Here is a 17,788-nt window from a genome sequence, read left to right on the forward strand (position 1 = left end):
TTTTTATGCGTCTTCAACTTCTTCTCTCCGCTTTGATTTTTCCCGCAGCCATTTCGGCTGTGGATTTTCCGATTCACAAAGAGGTTCTGGATAACGGTTTAACCGTTTTGCTTTACCCCAATTCTCAAGCGCCTACCGTGAGCTGCCGGCTGTTTTATGTCACCGGTTCTGTAAACGAAGTGCCTGGGAGTTCGGGGCTCGCTCACATTTTGGAGCACGAACTTTTCAAAGGAACGAAAAAAGTCGGCGTAACGGATTTTGCAAAAGATTCCGTTTTGATGGCGAAAGAAGATTCGGTGATGGCGCTTTCGCAAGCGTCCGCAGTCGCTGGCGATTCGATTTCTGCAAAAAAATTCCGCGCCGAATACGATTCTTTAGTGGAAGAAGAACGCAAATTCATGGTCAAAGAAGAATTGTGGAGCGCGTATCAGCAAGCGGGCGGAACAGGATTAAACGCTTTTACAACGGATCTCATGACAGCGTATATCGTAACGCTTCCGAAAAATCGCGTTGAACTTTTTCTGTATCTCGAATCCGATCGAATGCAAAATGCCATTCTACGAGAATTTTATTCGGAACGCGATGTCGTCCGCGAAGAACGTCGTATGCGCTACGATGACAGGCCTTCGGGCCGTTACTTTGAAACGCTGAACGGTCTTATTTACGAAGCGTTTCCATACCGCGTTCCCACAATCGGTTGGCCTTCGGACATTATGAATCTCACGCGAGAACAAGCCGCCGAACATTATCGCAAATATTACAAACCGCGAAATGCAATTCTCGTTTTAGCAGGCGATTTGGATACAACGCAAACGATGAATTTGGTGAAAAAATATTTTGCAGAAATTCCTTCGGGCGAAGCCTTTGCACCGATTACCGTTCGCGATCCAGAACCCGCCGGAGAAAAACGTTTAACCGTTTACCGCCCCGATGCACCGCACCGAATGGATTTTTGCTTTAAAACTCCTGGAGTTGGCGACAGTTCTCTTTATGCGCTCGACATCGCCGAAGGCGTTTTGAACGGACGCTCCGGAAGACTTTACAAAAAACTCGTCGAAGAAAAAAAGTTAGCCGTTTCAGCAAGCGCAGGCAATAGCGTCAACAAATACGTTTCTGAATTTTACATCTCCGTGACGCTGCGCCCCGATGCAAATCCCGATTCTGTCGAAGCTATCGTTTGGAGTGAACTTGAAAAATTGAAAAATGAACCGGTCTCTGCCCGCGAATTAGAAAAGGTGAAAAATCGGGCGATGATGGGACTTGTCGAAAGTTTCCTCGATATGGAAAATGTCGCAACGCAACTCGCTTGGTATGAAATGTTCGGCGATTACAAAATCCTTTTAAATTGGCCGGATCAATTAGGAAAAGTTTCTCCCGAAGCGGTACAAAATGTGGCGAAGAAAACTTTTAAACACAAGAATGCCACCGTGGGACTTTTGCTCAAAGGGGAGGAACGCTAAATGAAAAAAAATTCTCTGATGTTATTGTCGGCGGCATTTTTCGCTGCGTGCTCGGGCACAAAACAGCAAACCGCCGAAAAAGTTTCTGTTGAAAATCCGCAGAAAATTTCTGCAGATACTTCTGCAAAAAATTCTCAAGCATCGATTGAAAAATCCGCCGAATTTCCAGCGACTTATAAAGACATCGCTTTCCCCGAATTTCATTATCAAGCGCCGTATCCCGCAGATTCGCGCGTGAAATTTTCCGAAAAAATTACCGGCTACGTCATCGAAGATAGAACTCTTCCTCTCATTCATTTTAACATCTTTTTTGATGAGCCGTTCGTCACCGATAGCATTCAAAATGAAGCCGCACATTCGCTTCTTTCGGCAATGTTCCGCCGCGGTGGTTCACAAAAACTTTCGCCGCAAGCATTGGACGATTCGTTAGAATTTATCGCAGCAACTCTCGCGGGATCTGTCGGCACATTTACCAGTGCGATTAGCGTTGAATGTATGACGAAAGATTTTCCGCAAATGATGAATTTGACAAAAGAAGTTTTCTTAACGCCAGCGTTTGATTCTTCTGCGCTTGAAATTCAAAAGGCAAATGCGGCGAACGCTTACGAGCATCGCTACGACACGCCTGCGGCAATTCTTTCGGCTTTAGATGCAAAAGTGAATTACGAAAATAATCCGCGTTTGTGGAGCGCAACCGCTGACGAATACCGCAAAGTTTCGCGGAATGATTTGTTGAAAATTGCACAAGGTCGTTTTCGCAATGGACGCATCGTCTTCGCCATCGCGGGCGATTTTCCGCGGGATTCGATGACTATAGAACTCAAAAAATATTTTGCGTCTTGGCCCGCAGATAATCCAAACAATATTTCGATTCCGCCAATTCAACTTTCAAAGAAAACGGGAATTTTCCTCGTCGATAAAGAGATTACGCAAGCGAACATTTGCATGAGCGCGCCATTTGTCAAGCGTCCGCATCCCGATTATTATCCGACAGCAGTAGCGAGTTTTATTCTCGGCGGTGGCAGTTTTTCTTCAAGGTTAATGGCGAAAGTGCGTTCGGATAACGGACTCGCTTACAGCATTCACAGTTACGCTGAAAACGATTATCGCGATCAAGGCCGCGTTCTCATTTCCTTGCAAACCAAAGTAGAATCCGCAGCCAAAGCAATTGACTTAATCCAAAAAGAAATTGAAAAACTCGCACAAGAAGGTCCAACCGAAGACGAATTAAATCAAGCGAAAAAAACTCTCATCGAAAGTTTGCCGAGTTTATTTGATTCGCCAGCGAGCACAACCGTTCTCTTCGCCCGCGATGAATTATTGGGCAAAAAAGATTCGCACTACATCGATTATGTCAAAGCGATTGAAGCGGTAACGCCCGAACAAGTGAAGCAAATGATCGCAAAATATTTCAACAAAAATGCGATGACAATTTCGATTGTCGGCCCCGCCGAAAAATTAAAAGATGTCGGAAACTTTACCGTAATTCCGCTCGACAGTTTAGACTTTAGAAAGTGAGAATTTTTTGAAACGCATCGCTCTTTGCATTTTCGTTTTTTCGCTTTCTCTTTTTGCAGCAGACAAAGAAGATTTGTCGCACAATGCGTGCGCCGCGGCGAAAAAATGTTTGAACTTCATTCTTCCGCGCTGTTCAGAAGCAGAATTTGAACCCGTTCCCGATGTAGAATATAATGCGGAATTTTGTTCTGCATTTTTGGATTTACAAAAACGCGGAATCGATTTAAAAAGTCCTGTAACCAAAGAAATTTTCGGGCATCTCGGAGGACGTTACCGCGTCACTTACGAAACCGATGGCGAGCTTCCTGTCAATGGACCGATGATGAGTTATCTCTTCGATCATTTTCCATTTACAACCGCACTCGTCAACGCCATTCAAGAAACGAATTATACGATTCATTACAATTCTCCAGATCAACGCATTTTTAGCGGCGACAACGGAGGAAATCTTTTCGGCGATTTTTATTGGACTTTGCAAGATAGTGCAGGAACCGGACTCGGATTTCACAATGTCTTTTACGGCAGCGGTCGCTGCAAAATTCTGCGTTGGAATTTACACGGAATCGCCATCGCCATTTTAGATATGTATCCCAGCGGAAACAAAACGCGTTACCGTTTTAAAGCAATCGTTTTCCCCGCAAATGCAGTTCTCAATTCGATTATGAAAATGGGATTTTTCCGCGATGTGGTCAAATCTAAAATTTCTGAAATCATAAAAAATATTTCGGAATCGTCGGAAAGTTACGTCAACGGAAATCATGAGCCCGTAAAAAAATCCGAGACGATTAAAAAATATTACACAAAAAATCTCGAAGAATTTCAGCAAGTGGACGCGGGAAAAATTCCGTGGACCGTCGGCGATGCGGTGAAGAAAAAACGCGAAGAAAGTCAACGGCAAAAGCCGCAATTCGTCACCGAAACCCAAATGATTTTTAAACAAAATTTCCCAGCAAAATAAAGGGCAATTATGATTGAGTATTCTTATTCTTCTCCCGAAATGCAAGCAAAAATCGAAGCGCTTCTTCCCAAAATTACGGAACATCGCCGCGATCTTTTGATGAAAGTGGTGCAAAATCGCACGCGACATTTTTGCATGGTTCTCGAAGATCTTTTTGATCCGCACAACATTTCTGCAGTCATCCGCACCGCCGAAGTTTTCGGGCTCGAAGATGTCCACATCATCGAAGAAGTGAATCCGTATAAAGTGAATAAATCCATTTTAAAAGGCTCGATCAAATGGATGAATCTTTACTTGTATGAAAAGCGCAAAGCGTGCATGGAACATTTGCGCAAAAAAGGTTACCGCATCGCTGTCGCAAGCACGAATACGGAAAATTCTGTTTTGGATTTGGATTTATCCCAGCCGACTGCATTCTATCTCGGCAGTGAATTTACGGGAAATCATCCGGACACTTTGGCGGCTGCCGATTGTGAATTTAAACTTCCGCAATATGGCATCACCGAATCGATGAATGTTTCGGTTGCCGGCGGCGTTCTCATGTGTTACTTGGATCACTTTATGCAACAACATGGAAGAAAGAATTTTACGCTTCCGCCCGCTGAACGTGATGCGCTTCTCGTCGAATGGCTCGAAAGACATATAAATGACGATACCGCATCTAGTTCCATTACGCGAATCGCCTGCGAATAAACTAAATTGAATTTGAGATGAAAAAATATACCGGATTATATCTCGCTGTCGGTCTTGTTGTCCTTCTGGCAATTATCATCCTGATTTTCGGTCTGTTCTTTTTGAACGATAAGGACCCGCGGGAAGTTTTTGACACATACTATCTGCGCTTTCCGCAGGTGAGCACATTAACCCTCGACGACCCCGTAAAAATTAACGGCGTTAAACTCGGCAAAGTTGAAGACATTCACTTGGCAGGTCACCGCGTTCTCGTGGTCGTGCGCATTCGAAACGATGTCAAAATTCCTGTCGGTTCCGAAATCCGCGTGCAAAATATCGGCATCATGGGCGAACGTCAAATCGGAATTATCTTGTGCGATTCGGCAAAAAATTATGCGCCGCACGATACGATCGACGGTCAATTCGATGCGGGCATCGCCGAAGCTCTCGGTCTCGCAGGCGAAATTATCGATTCCACAAAAATTCTCATTACTTCAGTTCATCAGGTAATGGATTCGACGATTGCGAATCCAGAATTCCGCGACAAATTCCGCGTGATGATGAACAAAGCAGAATCTTTGGAAGATCGTTTAGCAAAAATGCTCGCCGATACCGATCCGCAAATCAAAACGAGTTTGAACAATTTGAATACCGCAACAGTGAAAGTGAACGCATTGCTCGATACGGTGCAAACGCCTATCAGCGGGCTTCTTTCGCAAGCGAGCGGCCTCATGCAAGATGCGGGCGGCGTCATTTCTAAATTGGATTCGGTGACGAATCGTTTATCCGCAATCACCGCAAAGCTTCAAACCAAAGACAATACGGCGGGAATTCTTCTTAACGACAGAACTCTTCACGATGATTTGGTGAAAACATTACATTCTGCAGATAGTCTTTTCCAAATTATCCTTCACGATGGTTTGGATGTCAACGTAGATATTTTCTAATCCGGAAATGGTATCGCTATGCATAGCAAAGAAATTGTTGTTACAAATAAACTCGGAGTTCACGCCCGCCCCGCAGGCATGATCGTCGATATCACGGGAAAATCCGAAAGCGATGTCACGCTCGAATACGAAGGCACGAAGGTCAATGCCAAAAGTATTTTGAATGTGATGATGCTCGCAATTACTCCCGGTTCCACGGTGAAATTCACCGCCGAAGGAAAAGACGAGGAACAAGTGTTAGATCAACTGGAACAACTTTTCCGCGAAAATTTCCATGAAGAACAAAACGACTAGCAAACAAAAGACCCGCACCGTTTTGGTCGGCGTCGCAACATCTCCGGGTTACGCTTACGGTCCTGTCCGGAAAATTGAAACGCGGAAATATTCGCTAGATTCTTCTGCGCTCCCGGCGAGTGCGCTCGAAGCAGAAGAAGCGCATTTTTTAAAAGCGGTCGATACCGCCGCCAAAGAAATTGAAAAATTAAAATCGGTTACAAGCGAACGCTTGGGCGAAGAAGAAGCTCGCATTTTTGATTCGCATTTAATGATGCTTCACGATTCGATGGTAATAAATCCAATCGTTCAAAGCATCCGCAAAGAAGGTCACAATGCACGTTGGGCGGTACACAGCACACTCTCTGCGCTAATCGCTCAATTTGAAAGCAGTAAAATGGAACTCATGCGTGAGCGCACCATGGATCTGCGCGAAATTTACAGCCGCCTTCTCGCCGCTCTCGACGAAGCCGCGCCCAAAACAAAGCGCGAAAAATTTTCGGAACCGGGAATGATCGTTTCGCACGAACTCACTCCGGGCATGCTCATGTCGATTGAGAAAGATGAAGTGCTCGGATTTGCGACCGATATCGGCGGCCGCACAAGCCACATTTCCATTTTGGCTCGCGCGATGCAGCTTCCAGCAGTTTCTGGTCTCCGCAATATTTCCGTCATCGCAGAAGACAACGATATGCTCTTCATCGACGGAACCGGCGGCATGGTCATCGTCAACCCGAACGAAGATGACTTAAATCGCTACGAAGAAAAGCTTGCTGTTTACAATAAGCAAAAGCAAGAACTTTTCACGATGCGTCAATTAGAGCCGATGACTCTTGATGGCAAATACATTACTCTTCATGCGAACATCGAACTTCCGATGGAAGCGGATACCGTTTTGGATTTTGGCGCAACCGGCATCGGGCTTTATCGTTCCGAATTTTTATTCTTCCGCAAAGGAACTCCGACTTGCGAAGAACAAGCAAAAGCTTACTCGCACATTTTGAGCAAACTTTCACCGCATCCGGTCGTCATCCGTACATTAGACGCTGGCGGAGACAAACTCGTTTCTGATATTTCTGTCGCCGACGAAGCGAATCCATTTATGGGTTGGCGCTCTATCCGCGTTTGCTTAACGCGCAAAGATATTTTCCGCGAACAGTTGCGGGCACTTCTTCTCGCCAGTCGCTCGGGACATTTACGCATTATGTTCCCGATGATTAGCAGCCTCGACGAACTGCACGAAGCGAAAGCGCTTTATCAAGAATGCCGCACGCAACTTTTGAACGAAGGCGTTGAACTGCCCGAAGTCAAAGTAGGCTGCATGATCGAAGTTCCTGCTGCCGTGATGATGGTCGAAGCCCTCGCCAAAGAAGTGGATTTCTTTAGCATTGGAACGAACGACTTAATTCAATTTACTCTCGCCGTGGACCGCACAAACGAACTCATTGCGAATATGTTTGAGCCGCACCATCCCGCGGTTTTGAATATGATTCGGCGCACGGTCCGCGCAGCGCATCGCGAAGGAATTCCTGTTTGCGTTTGCGGTGAAATGAGCTCGGATCCGCTTTCAACTCTTGTCCTCGTCGGGCTCGGAGTCGATGAACTTTCCATGACGCCGTGGAGCATTATGGAATGCAAAAAAATCATTCGTTCTGTGAACTACGAAGATGTAAAAGCGACGGCGAATGCGGTTCTCAAAATGGATACCGCAGCAAATGTCAATCGCTACTTGCGTCAAAAGTATTTGCAAATGATTATCGATCTCGGCATTTCGAGTTTCATCACTTCTCACGAAGTCAAAAATCCATTGGGGAAAAATGCTTAAAAAAATTCTTCTTGTCGGATGTCTCATCGGCTCGGCTTGGTGCGCGACAGATTCTGCGCAAGCGCTTATTCCTGGCTATGACTTTCAAAATAAAGTTATCCGATATGAACGCAACAAGAAGAATTGCGATTCTCTTTCGACGGGACTTGACAAAGAATTTGCATGCGCTGCAGCCGCTTACTATAACGGCGAATTTGCAAAATCACTTTCCCAATATCAAAAACTCATCGGCAAAGATTCGAGTTTAGACAAAAGCATTCTTTCGCGAATTGCTCGCTCTCAATTCGAAGAAAAAGAATTTGCCAAAGCCCGCAAGACTTTGTCCACGGGAGATTCTCGTTTTCAAAATGACGCCGAATGGAAAGAATTTGCAGACCGCATCCGTTTGGATTTGACACTCGAAGATCCGAATATTAAACCAAAAGCGAAAGCAGATTCCATCGACATTTTTTTGAAGAATTATGGCAACGATCCTCGCGTTCCTCTTTTGCGTTATAAAAAAGGAACTCTCCTCGAAAAAGCGAAATGGTATAAAGCGGCGAAGAACGCTTACCTTTACGTCATCGCGCATCCGTCGGAATACGGAGACGCAGCGTGGAAAGCCTTGCGCCGCATCCGTTCGGAATCGATTAACGAAACCCTCGACGAAAAAATCACTTATTCCGGAAAACTTTGCAGCAAAGGTTTTCACGAAGAATGCATCGCCCTAATTGATTCCATTTTCGTCATCGATCAGGCGAAGGCACCTGCCCGCGATACAACGAAAAAGCCAAAGCTCAAAACGAGCGAAGATTCGTTGAATTTTAAATTGCCGCCGAGCACGATTACATTAAAAAATCGCATTTCTCTTTGGGAAAATCGAGCCGCTGCGTATAAAAATTTGAAGAAAGATTCCGCGGCCATTTCCGCTTACGAATTTTTAACCGATAGCGTCGAAGCCCGCGCGAACTGGCTGCAATCGCTGATTCGCCTTTACCGCGCAAACGGTATGGATTCTCTCGCTGCAAAAATCGATGATTTATTCCAAACAAAATTCCGTTTCACTTTACAAAATGCGAATAACATTTGGGTGCGCGCTTTTGAATTGGAACAAGCCGGAAAATTTGACGAAGCCATCGCCAGCTATGATTCGCTTTCTAATCCGCGTTTTAAAAACAGCAACAAAGTCAAATGGGTTTCTTTCCGCATCGCACTTTGTTATTTGAAACAAAATAAAATTGATTCGGCGATTGCCGCATTCCAAAAAGCGAAAAGCGAAGATTTCTTGTGGAGTTCAAGCGGCGCACGGATGTTCCTCGGAAACATTTACCTTGCACAAGGAAAACTCGAAGAAGCGAAAGCCGAATATCTCGATTGCATTAAAGATTTCCCTGTCGGCTATTACGCTCACCGTTCCCGCATAAAACTCGTCGAAAATAAATTGCTCGATTCTGCAGCCGTTCCTTGGCTTGCGCCGCAAGATATTTCGGACTCGGCAACTCTTGCGTGGATTCGTTCCATTCAAAATGGTTCCGCCGATTCTTCGCATAGCATTGGCCGTTACAACATGGTGAAACGCCTTTTGGATTTAGGCTTTGCCGAAGAAGCATTTGACCTTTTCACCTTTGCGAAAAAGAAAAATAGCGGGCGCTTGGATTTCTTGTATTCTTACGGTTCTCTTTTCCAAACTTACGGAGAACTCATCCCCGGTTACGCACTCGCTAGAAATTTTCAAAATGCAATTCCGCGGGCTTATCTCGGCGAAGCGCCGCGCAGCGTGATGAAATTTTTATACCCGAAACCATTTGAAGATAAAGTTCTCGCCGCGGCAGATACATCCATCGATCCGTTATTTGTTTACAGCGTGATGCGTCAAGAATCGACCTTTAATTATCTCATTACAAGTCCCGCCAATGCGTGCGGACTTTTGCAAATTATTCCGCCGACCGCAAAAAAATTAGCAGCCGCCGAAGGCATTCAAAACTTTTCGCAGAATTTACTTTACAATCCTTATATGAATATTCGCCTCGGCGTGCGTTATTTAAAAGATCTTCTCGTCGAATACGAAAATGATCCGATGTATGTTCTCGCCAATTACAATGCAGGGCCGCGTCCCGCCAAGCGTTGGCAAGCCGCCGGCAAAGAAATGACTTGGGATTTACGCGCCGAAGAAATCAGCTATTGGGAAACGCGCGATTACGTAAAACGCTGCATCGGCAATTATTGGGTTTATTCCGAAGTCTGGGCACGTTAAATGCTGTTCTTCATTTTAACCCTCGGCGCTGCCGTTTGCTTTGCCTTTGGCAATGTGCTTTCCAAATCCGGCGTCGCCAAGTCCGGAGAAAAAGCCGACATTCATCATCCTTTCAAATTTATTCTCAGCTTTCTTACTTCGAAACGTTGGTGGACAGGATTTTTACTTTCGGCGTGCGGAAACGCAGGCAATTACACGGCGATGGCTTTATACAATTTAAGCCTTGTCAAACCAATTTCTGCGCTCAATCCCGTTCTCACCGCAATCTTCGGCAGAATCTTTTTGAAAGAGCCCATCAACCGTCGCGTCATCGCGGCTATCGTCTTCGTTCTTTGCGGGCTTCTTTTTGCATCCGCAGAAGTGGGCGAAAAAGCGGGCACGCAAAATATTCCTGCGCTTTGGATTTTCTTTTTTATTCTTCTTGCCTTTGCATTTACAAGCCATTTTATTTTTCACCGCGATGAAGTCAGCGATTCACTCGTCATGGGAACTTGCTACGGACTTTCCGATGTGATTTATAAAAGTTTAGCGATTGATGCGACAGCCAAAGGCATTGAACTTTCTGCAAATGAACTCGCGTATTGGCTTTCGGACATTCGCGTTTGGGCGTTTGCTGTAACCTATCTCACCGCATTTGTTTTTACGCAAGTTGCATTTTCTCGCGGGCGCGCACTTTTTGTGATTCCCTTTAGCGCAGCCATCGGCGCGGTCGTTCCCATTCTTGCGGGTGCACTCATTTTTGCAGAGCCTTTCCCACCGATGAAAATCGTAAGCATCGCGATGGTCATTTTAGGTTCTAGTTTATTCATCGCAAGTCCGCGGCAAATGCTTCGGAAAACATTCAAAAGGAATTCTCATGCAAACAAATGATGTTTGGTTTAAAGCAACCGGTCATTGCAAACCCGAAGATTATGAACTGGCGACTTATTTTTTAATGGAAGCCGGCGTCGGCGCATTAGAAGAATTAGAAACATCCACCGCTGAGCGCACCGATTTTTGCTTTTACACCGGCGAAAAAAATGCCCGCGATGCAATCGTCAAAAAATTTCCCGAATATCATTTCACCCCCGAAGACGAAGAAGCTAAAGATTGGGATCGCTGGTGGCGAGACCGCGCAACTCCCGTCCACGTTTCCCATCGCGTTTGGGTACGTCCGCCTTGGGTTGAATTTACTCCGCCCGAATCCGACGCCATTCTTCTCGTTCTCGAAGCGAAAAGCGCTTTTGGTACAGGCGATCACGCAACCACAGCGCTCATCTCGGGCATGATGGAATCGCTCGATTTGAAAAATAAAACCGTTCTCGACATCGGCACCGGAACCGGAATTCTTTCGATGATTGCGGATAAACTCGGCGCAAAAAAAGTCATCGGAACCGAAATTGATTTGCTCGCACTTCCTTGCATTGCGGAAAATTTTAAGCAGAATCACTGCGAAAATTCGCGGGCAGTTTTCGGCTTTTTGGACACATTCCAAGACGATGCTCGCTTCGATGCAATCGTCTGCAATATGATTCGCACCGAATTTTGGCCGATGAAAAAAGACGTCGAACGCATGCTCAAAAAAGGCGGGCATTTCCTTTTAACCGGTCAACTTACCGCTGAGAAAAATTACGTTCTCGATTGGTTCCAAGAAGCGGGCTTTAAAACTCTCCGCGAAGAAACCCGCGACGAATGGTGGTGCGTTGACGCTATCCGCGAATAAAAAATGGAAACTCTCTTTGTCAAAAGTGCCCTCGGCAAGACGACCGAAAAACCAGTTTGGATGATGCGCCAAGCGGGACGTTACTTGCCCGAATACCGCGAACTGCGCAGTCGCTTTCCAGACTTTCTTTCCTTTGTCCGCGATGCCGATGCCGCCGCCGAAGCGACTCTTCAGCCGACAAATCATTTTGACATCGACGCAGCAATTCTCTTCAGCGATATTCTCGTAACGCTGCCGTATATGGGATTTGATTTGCGCTTTGAATCGGGAAAAGGTCCGATGATTGCAAATCCTTTCCGCAGCGCAAAAGAAATTTCTCAATTAAAAAACGTTTACTTAGACCGCGATTTAATTTACACGAAAAATGCACTGCAAAAAGTTCGAAGAAAATTATCCGAAGAAAAATCGCTTCTCGGTTTTGTCGGCGGTCCGCTGACGATTGCTTCTTACGCCATCGAAGGCGGCACATCAAAAACTTTACAGCAAACAAAAACTCTTTTTTACCAAGACCCCGAAGCTTATTCTGCGTTGCTTTCTCACATTGCAAAAATCACGGGCGAATATCTCGTAAAGCAAGCGGAATGGGGCGCAGACGCGCTCGTCATCATGGATTCGTGGGCCGGAAATTTATCGTTACGCGATTATCAGCAAATGGCGAAACCCTTTACCGAAATCGTCATTCAAAAAGTCCGCGAAAATTCAAACGCTCCGATTATTCATTATGCAAACGGAGCAGCGCATCTCATTTCTGCTTTTGCAAATCTCTCGGTCAATGTCATCGGAGTCGATCACCGTTCCGAACTTTCGGATTTATTGACTGCGTATCCGCAGAAAATTTTCCAAGGCAATTTAGATCAAGCGTTATTGTTTGCGCGCCCCGAAATTATTTGCGCCCGCACCCAAGAAATTTTAGAGCTCACAAAAAATCGCCCGCACATCATGAATCTCGGGCACGGCATTCTTCCCGAGACGCCGATTGCAGGCGTTCAAGCTTTTGTAAAAACGGTTCGCGGAATTTAAGCGCTTTTGCGTTTCGCTTTCCACGCCGACAAAATCCAGCGGAATTTATAATACGCAAAGCGGAGAGAATCCGCCAAGCGATCGCGGGAATTTTTCGGCGGCTCCTCGAGCCATTTTAAATCAAAGTCTTGATCCGGCGCACCTTTTTCTCGAATCCAACGCGGATAATCGAGCATTAACGCTTCGCCTGCTTGATTATCCCAAAAGAAATAAGCTTCGCCACGCGTCCAACGCTTTTGCAAAAATTTTCGTTTTACAAATCCATGTTTTTCTGCAATCAAATCCGGATACGAAAAAAGCACTGGTTTCGGCGTATGAATCAACGCTTGCAGAGAAAGCCCCGCTTGACGCAGCGCAACGCTCGAACCGATTTCCATCCGATTCACGGTATCGTAAAAATTTTTTCCTTCTTCTTCGTGCAAAAGCCGTTCGCAAAATGGTTTAATCGCTGACGGTTTTAAATACAAGAAGAATGATTGCAAATGCGGCGCCACTTCCGAATTTTCCGTTAACGAAATCATGTCAGCAGACATTTCTTCGGCAGCGCTGAAAATTTTGACAAATCGATTTTGAAAATAAATTACCGAATCGTTAATGAGAACCAAACGTTCCCATTCTTCGCGGCGGAACTGCGCCGTATATGTCAAATAACGACGCCACATTCCGAAATCGTAGCCGTGATTTTCGGTAAAGAAAAGTTCGATATGATGTGAATCCAAAAACGCATGCGACGATGCGTCTAAATCTCGCCCGTTCGTCAAATAGACAACAGAAAATCCCGTTTGACAAAGACCTTCTAATGCATATCGGATGTAACCGGGCAGAGATTCTCCAGTTTGAAAAGAAGCGTAAAGAACTTTTTTCAGGCTAGTTCCGCTCATCGTTTATCGCTTTTTCGAATTGATGCGTCCGGAGTCGCGACGAGAATTTCCAAACGAAGATTTCTTTTTCCGGGCAAATTTTTTCCCGCGAGAATTTTTACGTTCTCCGTCCTCTTCGCGGAAATTTTTTCCGCTGCTCTTTCCGCGTGTGCTGCGACCACGTCCGTATTCTGCGCGTTCCGATTTCCGCTTGTTCGCTTTGCGATCTGCGCCATACGATTCACGGATTTTGCGACGTTCACTCGGGCGAATCGATTCGTATTCACTTTCATCGGGCTGCGTCACAAGTCCTAATTCTTCGGCGGCTTCGGCGCGGTCTTTTTCCATCATCTTCGAAGTCCGTCCATCCGAAATCTTTTCGAGAATGGCAAAATCGGCTTCTCCGCGGACAGGATTTGCGCGTAAAAGTCTCACGCGCACTTTATCGCCGCGCGCAAAAGTTTTGCTGCTGCGTTTTCCGCAAACGATTCCTTTGTCTGGATTAAAGACGTAATAGTCCGAGCCTGCAATATCGCGGAAACGTACAAGGCCTTCGGCTTGCGGGTCATCAACGCCCACATAAATGCCCCATTCTTGCACGCCGGTGACAGTCGCTTCAAATTCTTCGCCCAAGTGTTTCCGCAAAAGCCAAGTCGCACAAACTTTGAGCGACATGCGTTCGGTCTTTTGATTCTTCACTTCGTTCGCAGAAATTTCGGAGCAGACAGCAACCACATCCCACGCGCGTTTTGCATCGGTTTCATCCGGCGTTTTACGCGAAAGTTCGCGGTGACACCAAAGGTCGGCATAACGCCGAATCGGACTTGTAAAGTGCGCGTAATCTTGCCAATTCAACGCAAAGTGTCCAAAGCAGTTGCTATCGTAATGCGCTTTCTGCATACTGCGCAAAATTCGCATCACAATTTCATCATCGCCTTTCGCACGTTCTACCAAATGCTGATACAATTTGAAAATTTCCGGATTCAAATTCGTATCACCGCGGCGCGGTTTACCGAGTTCACGAAGAGAAATCGGACTATCCTTAAACAAATCCGGCATCTGGTAATAAAGTTCCATAATGTCTTTTGTATCAGGAGCTTCATGAATACGATAAACGCCTTGTAAATGTCTGCGCTGGAGTTCTTGGGCGCAGCATTTATTGGCGATCAACATGCATTCTTCAATCCAATGATCCGATTCATTTTCTTCGCGCGGAACGATTTTTTCTGGTTCTCCATTTGCATCAAATTTACAACCGAGTTCGGTGCTGCCGAGTTCCAAGATGCCCGTTTTTTTGCGGTTAGCGCGCAAAAGGTCTGCGACTTCTTGAAGAGCTTTTACATGTTCATCGCCCGCTTCCAAACGGCGAACGGCTTCGGCATACGTAATGCCCGCAGTGATGTTGACCAAACTCTTTTTGAATTCAAACGATTCCACATTTGCATCTTTATCGAGTTCCATCATGCAGCTGAACGCTAAGCGGTCAACGCCTTGATGCAATGAACAGAGATCGCTCGAAAGACGATCGGGAAGCATCGGCACAGCCGTCCACGGCAAATACTGCGTAAAGCTACGCGTAAGCGCTTCGTCATCGAGTTCGCTGCCTTCGGGCACATAATGACTCACATCGGCGATATGCACGCCTAAGTGGAATCCGCCATCGGGACGCTTTTCCACCGAGATAGCATCGTCATGATCCATTGCTCCATCAGGGTCCACGCAAAGGATGTAAAGATTCCGCATATCCACGCGGCCATCTTTCAAATCAGCTTCGGTCGGTTCCTTTTCACTGTTCACAAAATCCATAATCGCATCCGAGAATTTCGCCGGAAGCGATGCGTCTTTCATAAACTGTTCCGTCACTTCTTTCCAAGTGAGATCGCCTTCCATCGCCGAATGGTCAACTTTGGCGAGCATTGAATGTTTGAGTTTCGGATGCGGATAAAGTGTAAACGCAATCGTATCGCCATCTTTTCCAGGAGCTATACTGCGATGCGCCATCGGATAAACTTTTCCGGTTTCGACTTCGGTGACCTTCCACCAATCATTTCCATCGGGCGAAAGAACGCCGCGATGCACACGACTTTCGTCATCGTCGTAAGTTGCCTTGCGACGACTCGTTGCAGCCGGTCTCCGGTTGTCTTCTTCGAAATCTTCATCTTCTTCAAACTTCGGTTTTCCTGTTCCCGGAGTATACTGCTTATTGCTAGTGCGGGCGAGAGATCCTTCGCTCACCATTTCGGCAAGCAACTGCTTAAAAGCGAGTTTCTTGTGTTTTGTAATGCCCATCGCACGACGTAACTGACTGCCAACCATCGGTTCATCGCGTACAACGGCGATAATCTGTTCTTTAGTGGGCAAATTTTCCATAACAACGTCTCCTACTTACATTTAGAAAATATGAAAAATTTTGACAAAAAGGAAAATTTTCCATTTTTTGTTTTTGCGGGCTTTTTCATTTTCTTTGGAAAAAGAGTATCCGAAAAACTTGCAAAATTCTATTTTCATTGTATGCAAAAATTTTTGAATTTTTTACACGATGTTCCTGTCGTAGGAATTCTCCGCGACATTCCTCAAGGCGCCGAAGAAGCTTGCGCCAAAACCGCTGCCCAGTGCGGCCTCAAAGCAATTGAAGTCACGATGAACACAAGCGCCGCTGCCGAAATCATCGCCAAGCTCAAAGCCTGTGCAAAGCCTTACGGCATTCAAGTGGGCGCAGGCACAGTTCGCAATCTCAAAGATTTAAAAATCGCACTGAACGCGGGCGCAGAATTTATCGTCTCGCCCAATACCGTCGAAGCCGTAATCAAAAAATGCGTCGAAGAAAATATTCCCGATATTCCAGGCGCGCTTTCTCCGACCGAAGTGCAAAACGCATTTGATTGGGGCGCAACCTGCGTGAAAATTTTCCCCGTCGGAAATGTCGGCGGACCTTCTTACATCAAAGCGCTGCGCGGACCTTTCCGCGATATTCCGCTTCTCGCATGCGGTGGCGTTTCAACCGATAATGTCGCCGATTATTTTAAAAGTGGCGTAAACCTCGTCGCCTTTGGCGCAAGCATTTTTAAGCCCGCGCTGATGCAAGCAAACGATTGGGAAACGATTGGCAAAAATTTGTCAGCGTTTTTAGAAAAAGTCAAAGCGTGCGTTTAAATTTTGGGAAGAAATTCTAAGCGCGGTTCTTCCGGAAGAATTCCCTCCTTTACACACAAATTAAAGTATAGCGAAAGGGAACGTTTGCGTTCTTCGGTAAATTCGTAATCCAAAGAATCGTAGTAAAACTTTAATTGTTCTGCGCTAAAAGGAACCGGATAAATTTTCTTCCACGCAGAAATTGCCTTCGTTGGATTCTCACGAAATTCGGCAATCGATTGCCGTAAATTTTCCAAAAAAATTTTGAGCAGCGGGAGAAGTTCTGCGCTTAACGCAGAGCGATGAACACTCCAAGCGCCGAATACAAACGGCAAATTTTTCCATTCACGCCAAAGCTTCGCCAAGTCAAAACAATACGGCCAATCGTTTTGCATTTTTCTTTTTAACGCTTCGTCGCCGATGAAAAGGGCGGCGTCGGCATCCGCTAGATCGCTTACGTATTCGGGTTGAATTTGAAAATATTGCGAACAGAGAACGCGTAATAACGCAACCGACGTTCCACTTTGCGCGGTCAAATAAATGCGTTTCTTCGAAAGTTTTTCCATCGGATATTTTGAAAATAATTCGACGGAATGCACTTCGAGATTGCAGCTTGTGCAGATATCGGGAACAAGAATTAATGACTTCGGATCTTTTGCGTAGGCGATGGATGACGCTGGCGCCAAATGAATTTTCCCGGTCCAAAGCATTTGATTGAGCGCACTCGGAACGCCATCGACAAAAGAAATGCCCTCGAATCGGCGGTTTTCATCCAAAAAATGATGAAAAAACGGAGCACACACTAAAAAAGGAATCTTTCCAACTCGCAAGTCCATGAGAAAAATTTAACTTTTCTGCGTATGGCAAAATTTCATGTTAAAAGAACACTATTTGGTGAAGACCAAAAAAGTCTAGTTTTCCGTGGAAACATCTTGGACGGCGATGTCCAGAAAGGGATGTCCATAAAAATTCCCGTTACCGATAAAGCGGTCATCGACGTGCAGATTGACGACGTCGTGGAATTAGAATCGCATGAATCGCCCGAGAAGCGAACAGGTTTGGTTGCTCGCTTCTTAGAAGAACCCGAAGCATTAGAAATCGTCGCCTCGTTAAACGTCGCCGACGAAGATTTAACCGTCGAATAAAAAATCTTTTTGCAAAAAGAAAAGCCCGAATTGATTCGGGCAT

General features: G+C 45.7%; 16 protein-coding genes. 13 read left to right on the forward strand and 3 right to left on the reverse strand.

The genetic code is table 11. The features are described 5' to 3' along the window. Positions 1-5: 5 nt before the first annotated feature. From B0H50_RS08785 to hemE, 11 genes are read left to right on the forward strand one after another with little or no spacing between them, the layout of a single operon-like run. Positions 6-1,460 (forward strand): M16 family metallopeptidase, encoded by a 1,455-nt coding sequence (locus B0H50_RS08785; protein ID WP_106198286.1) that lies wholly within the window; start codon positions 6-8, stop codon positions 1,458-1,460. Beyond that, positions 1,461-2,978, forward strand: coding sequence for a M16 family metallopeptidase (locus B0H50_RS08790; RefSeq protein WP_106198285.1), 1,518 nt, complete (start codon positions 1,461-1,463; stop codon positions 2,976-2,978). It abuts the gene before it with no gap. Between the two features lie 7 nt (positions 2,979-2,985). Then, positions 2,986-3,936: a hypothetical protein gene (locus B0H50_RS08795; protein WP_109587573.1), complete on the forward strand. Its 951-nt coding sequence runs from the start codon at positions 2,986-2,988 to the stop codon at positions 3,934-3,936. A 9-nt stretch (positions 3,937-3,945) separates the two neighbouring features. Next, positions 3,946-4,629 carry a TrmH family RNA methyltransferase gene (locus tag B0H50_RS08800; RefSeq protein WP_233244671.1) on the forward strand — a complete coding sequence of 228 codons (684 nt, stop codon included), beginning with the start codon at positions 3,946-3,948 and terminating at the stop codon, positions 4,627-4,629. A 17-nt stretch (positions 4,630-4,646) separates the two neighbouring features. Next, positions 4,647-5,555 carry an MlaD family protein gene (locus tag B0H50_RS08805; RefSeq protein ID WP_109587574.1) on the forward strand — a complete coding sequence of 303 codons (909 nt, stop codon included), beginning with the start codon at positions 4,647-4,649 and terminating at the stop codon, positions 5,553-5,555. 18 nt (positions 5,556-5,573) lie between these two features. Next, positions 5,574-5,849 carry an HPr family phosphocarrier protein gene (locus B0H50_RS08810; protein WP_106198282.1) on the forward strand — a complete coding sequence of 92 codons (276 nt, stop codon included), beginning with the start codon at positions 5,574-5,576 and terminating at the stop codon, positions 5,847-5,849. Beyond that, entirely contained in the window at positions 5,830-7,653 is a 1,824-nt protein-coding gene (ptsP, locus tag B0H50_RS08815; protein WP_109587575.1) for a phosphoenolpyruvate--protein phosphotransferase, read from the forward strand. Before B0H50_RS08810 ends, ptsP begins: the two co-directional genes overlap by 20 nt. Then, positions 7,646-9,886, forward strand: coding sequence for a transglycosylase SLT domain-containing protein (locus B0H50_RS08820; RefSeq protein ID WP_109587576.1), 2,241 nt, complete (start codon positions 7,646-7,648; stop codon positions 9,884-9,886). The genes ptsP and B0H50_RS08820 overlap by 8 nt, the downstream gene beginning before the upstream one ends. After that, positions 9,887-10,756 (forward strand): DMT family transporter, encoded by an 870-nt coding sequence (locus B0H50_RS08825; protein ID WP_106198279.1) that lies wholly within the window; start codon positions 9,887-9,889, stop codon positions 10,754-10,756. It begins immediately after the preceding gene. Further along, positions 10,743-11,588 carry a 50S ribosomal protein L11 methyltransferase gene (locus B0H50_RS08830; protein ID WP_106198278.1) on the forward strand — a complete coding sequence of 282 codons (846 nt, stop codon included), beginning with the start codon at positions 10,743-10,745 and terminating at the stop codon, positions 11,586-11,588. Before B0H50_RS08825 ends, B0H50_RS08830 begins: the two co-directional genes overlap by 14 nt. 3 nt (positions 11,589-11,591) lie before the next feature. Next, positions 11,592-12,608, forward strand: coding sequence for a uroporphyrinogen decarboxylase (gene hemE / locus B0H50_RS08835; RefSeq protein ID WP_106198277.1), 1,017 nt, complete (start codon positions 11,592-11,594; stop codon positions 12,606-12,608). On the opposite strand, the gene B0H50_RS08840 is transcribed toward hemE, so the two are convergent. Both B0H50_RS08840 and B0H50_RS08845 read right to left on the reverse strand, forming a co-directional pair. Continuing rightward, the gene (locus B0H50_RS08840; RefSeq protein ID WP_106198276.1) at positions 12,605-13,489 is read right to left on the reverse strand and encodes a rhamnan synthesis F family protein; all 885 of its coding nucleotides are present in this window, start codon (positions 13,487-13,489) and stop codon (positions 12,605-12,607) included. The genes hemE and B0H50_RS08840 overlap by 4 nt on opposite strands. 3 nt (positions 13,490-13,492) lie before the next feature. Beyond that, the gene (locus tag B0H50_RS08845; RefSeq protein WP_109587577.1) at positions 13,493-15,838 is read right to left on the reverse strand and encodes a ribonuclease R family protein; all 2,346 of its coding nucleotides are present in this window, start codon (positions 15,836-15,838) and stop codon (positions 13,493-13,495) included. Between the two features lie 141 nt (positions 15,839-15,979). On the opposite strand from B0H50_RS08845, the gene B0H50_RS08850 reads away from it, so the two are divergent. Beyond that, positions 15,980-16,621: a bifunctional 4-hydroxy-2-oxoglutarate aldolase/2-dehydro-3-deoxy-phosphogluconate aldolase gene (locus B0H50_RS08850; RefSeq protein WP_106198344.1), complete on the forward strand. Its 642-nt coding sequence runs from the start codon at positions 15,980-15,982 to the stop codon at positions 16,619-16,621. Here B0H50_RS08850 and B0H50_RS08855 read toward each other — a convergent pair. Then, positions 16,618-17,436 carry a menaquinone biosynthetic enzyme MqnA/MqnD family protein gene (locus B0H50_RS08855; protein ID WP_106198274.1) on the reverse strand — a complete coding sequence of 273 codons (819 nt, stop codon included), beginning with the start codon at positions 17,434-17,436 and terminating at the stop codon, positions 16,618-16,620. The genes B0H50_RS08850 and B0H50_RS08855 overlap by 4 nt on opposite strands. Before the next feature lie 24 nt (positions 17,437-17,460). Between B0H50_RS08855 and B0H50_RS08860 the strand changes: the two genes are divergently transcribed. Beyond that, positions 17,461-17,745 carry a hypothetical protein gene (locus B0H50_RS08860; RefSeq protein WP_106198273.1) on the forward strand — a complete coding sequence of 95 codons (285 nt, stop codon included), beginning with the start codon at positions 17,461-17,463 and terminating at the stop codon, positions 17,743-17,745. Positions 17,746-17,788: the final 43 nt, after the last annotated feature.

The organism is Hallerella porci (assembly GCF_003148885.1).
Taxonomy (GTDB): Bacteria; Fibrobacterota; Fibrobacteria; order Fibrobacterales; family Fibrobacteraceae; genus Hallerella; species Hallerella porci.

Excerpts from the sequence above, each read along its gene's own strand:
- ptsP (WP_109587575.1), top strand. The coding sequence starts at position 5,830 with ATGAAGAACAAAACGACTAGCAAACAAAAGACCCGCACCGTTTTGGTC.
- B0H50_RS08860 (WP_106198273.1), top strand. The coding sequence starts at position 17,461 with ATGGCAAAATTTCATGTTAAAAGAACACTATTTGGTGAAGACCAAAAA.
- B0H50_RS08785 (WP_106198286.1), top strand. The coding sequence starts at position 6 with ATGCGTCTTCAACTTCTTCTCTCCGCTTTGATTTTTCCCGCAGCCATT.
- hemE (WP_106198277.1), top strand. The coding sequence starts at position 11,592 with ATGGAAACTCTCTTTGTCAAAAGTGCCCTCGGCAAGACGACCGAAAAA.
- B0H50_RS08805 (WP_109587574.1), top strand. The coding sequence starts at position 4,647 with ATGAAAAAATATACCGGATTATATCTCGCTGTCGGTCTTGTTGTCCTT.
- B0H50_RS08850 (WP_106198344.1), top strand. The coding sequence starts at position 15,980 with ATGCAAAAATTTTTGAATTTTTTACACGATGTTCCTGTCGTAGGAATT.
- B0H50_RS08790 (WP_106198285.1), top strand. The coding sequence starts at position 1,461 with ATGAAAAAAAATTCTCTGATGTTATTGTCGGCGGCATTTTTCGCTGCG.
- B0H50_RS08855 (WP_106198274.1), bottom strand. The coding sequence starts at position 17,436 with ATGGACTTGCGAGTTGGAAAGATTCCTTTTTTAGTGTGTGCTCCGTTT.
- B0H50_RS08800 (WP_233244671.1), top strand. The coding sequence starts at position 3,946 with ATGATTGAGTATTCTTATTCTTCTCCCGAAATGCAAGCAAAAATCGAA.
- B0H50_RS08840 (WP_106198276.1), bottom strand. The coding sequence starts at position 13,489 with ATGAGCGGAACTAGCCTGAAAAAAGTTCTTTACGCTTCTTTTCAAACT.
- B0H50_RS08810 (WP_106198282.1), top strand. The coding sequence starts at position 5,574 with ATGCATAGCAAAGAAATTGTTGTTACAAATAAACTCGGAGTTCACGCC.
- B0H50_RS08820 (WP_109587576.1), top strand. The coding sequence starts at position 7,646 with ATGCTTAAAAAAATTCTTCTTGTCGGATGTCTCATCGGCTCGGCTTGG.
- B0H50_RS08830 (WP_106198278.1), top strand. The coding sequence starts at position 10,743 with ATGCAAACAAATGATGTTTGGTTTAAAGCAACCGGTCATTGCAAACCC.
- B0H50_RS08825 (WP_106198279.1), top strand. The coding sequence starts at position 9,887 with ATGCTGTTCTTCATTTTAACCCTCGGCGCTGCCGTTTGCTTTGCCTTT.
- B0H50_RS08845 (WP_109587577.1), bottom strand. The coding sequence starts at position 15,838 with ATGGAAAATTTGCCCACTAAAGAACAGATTATCGCCGTTGTACGCGAT.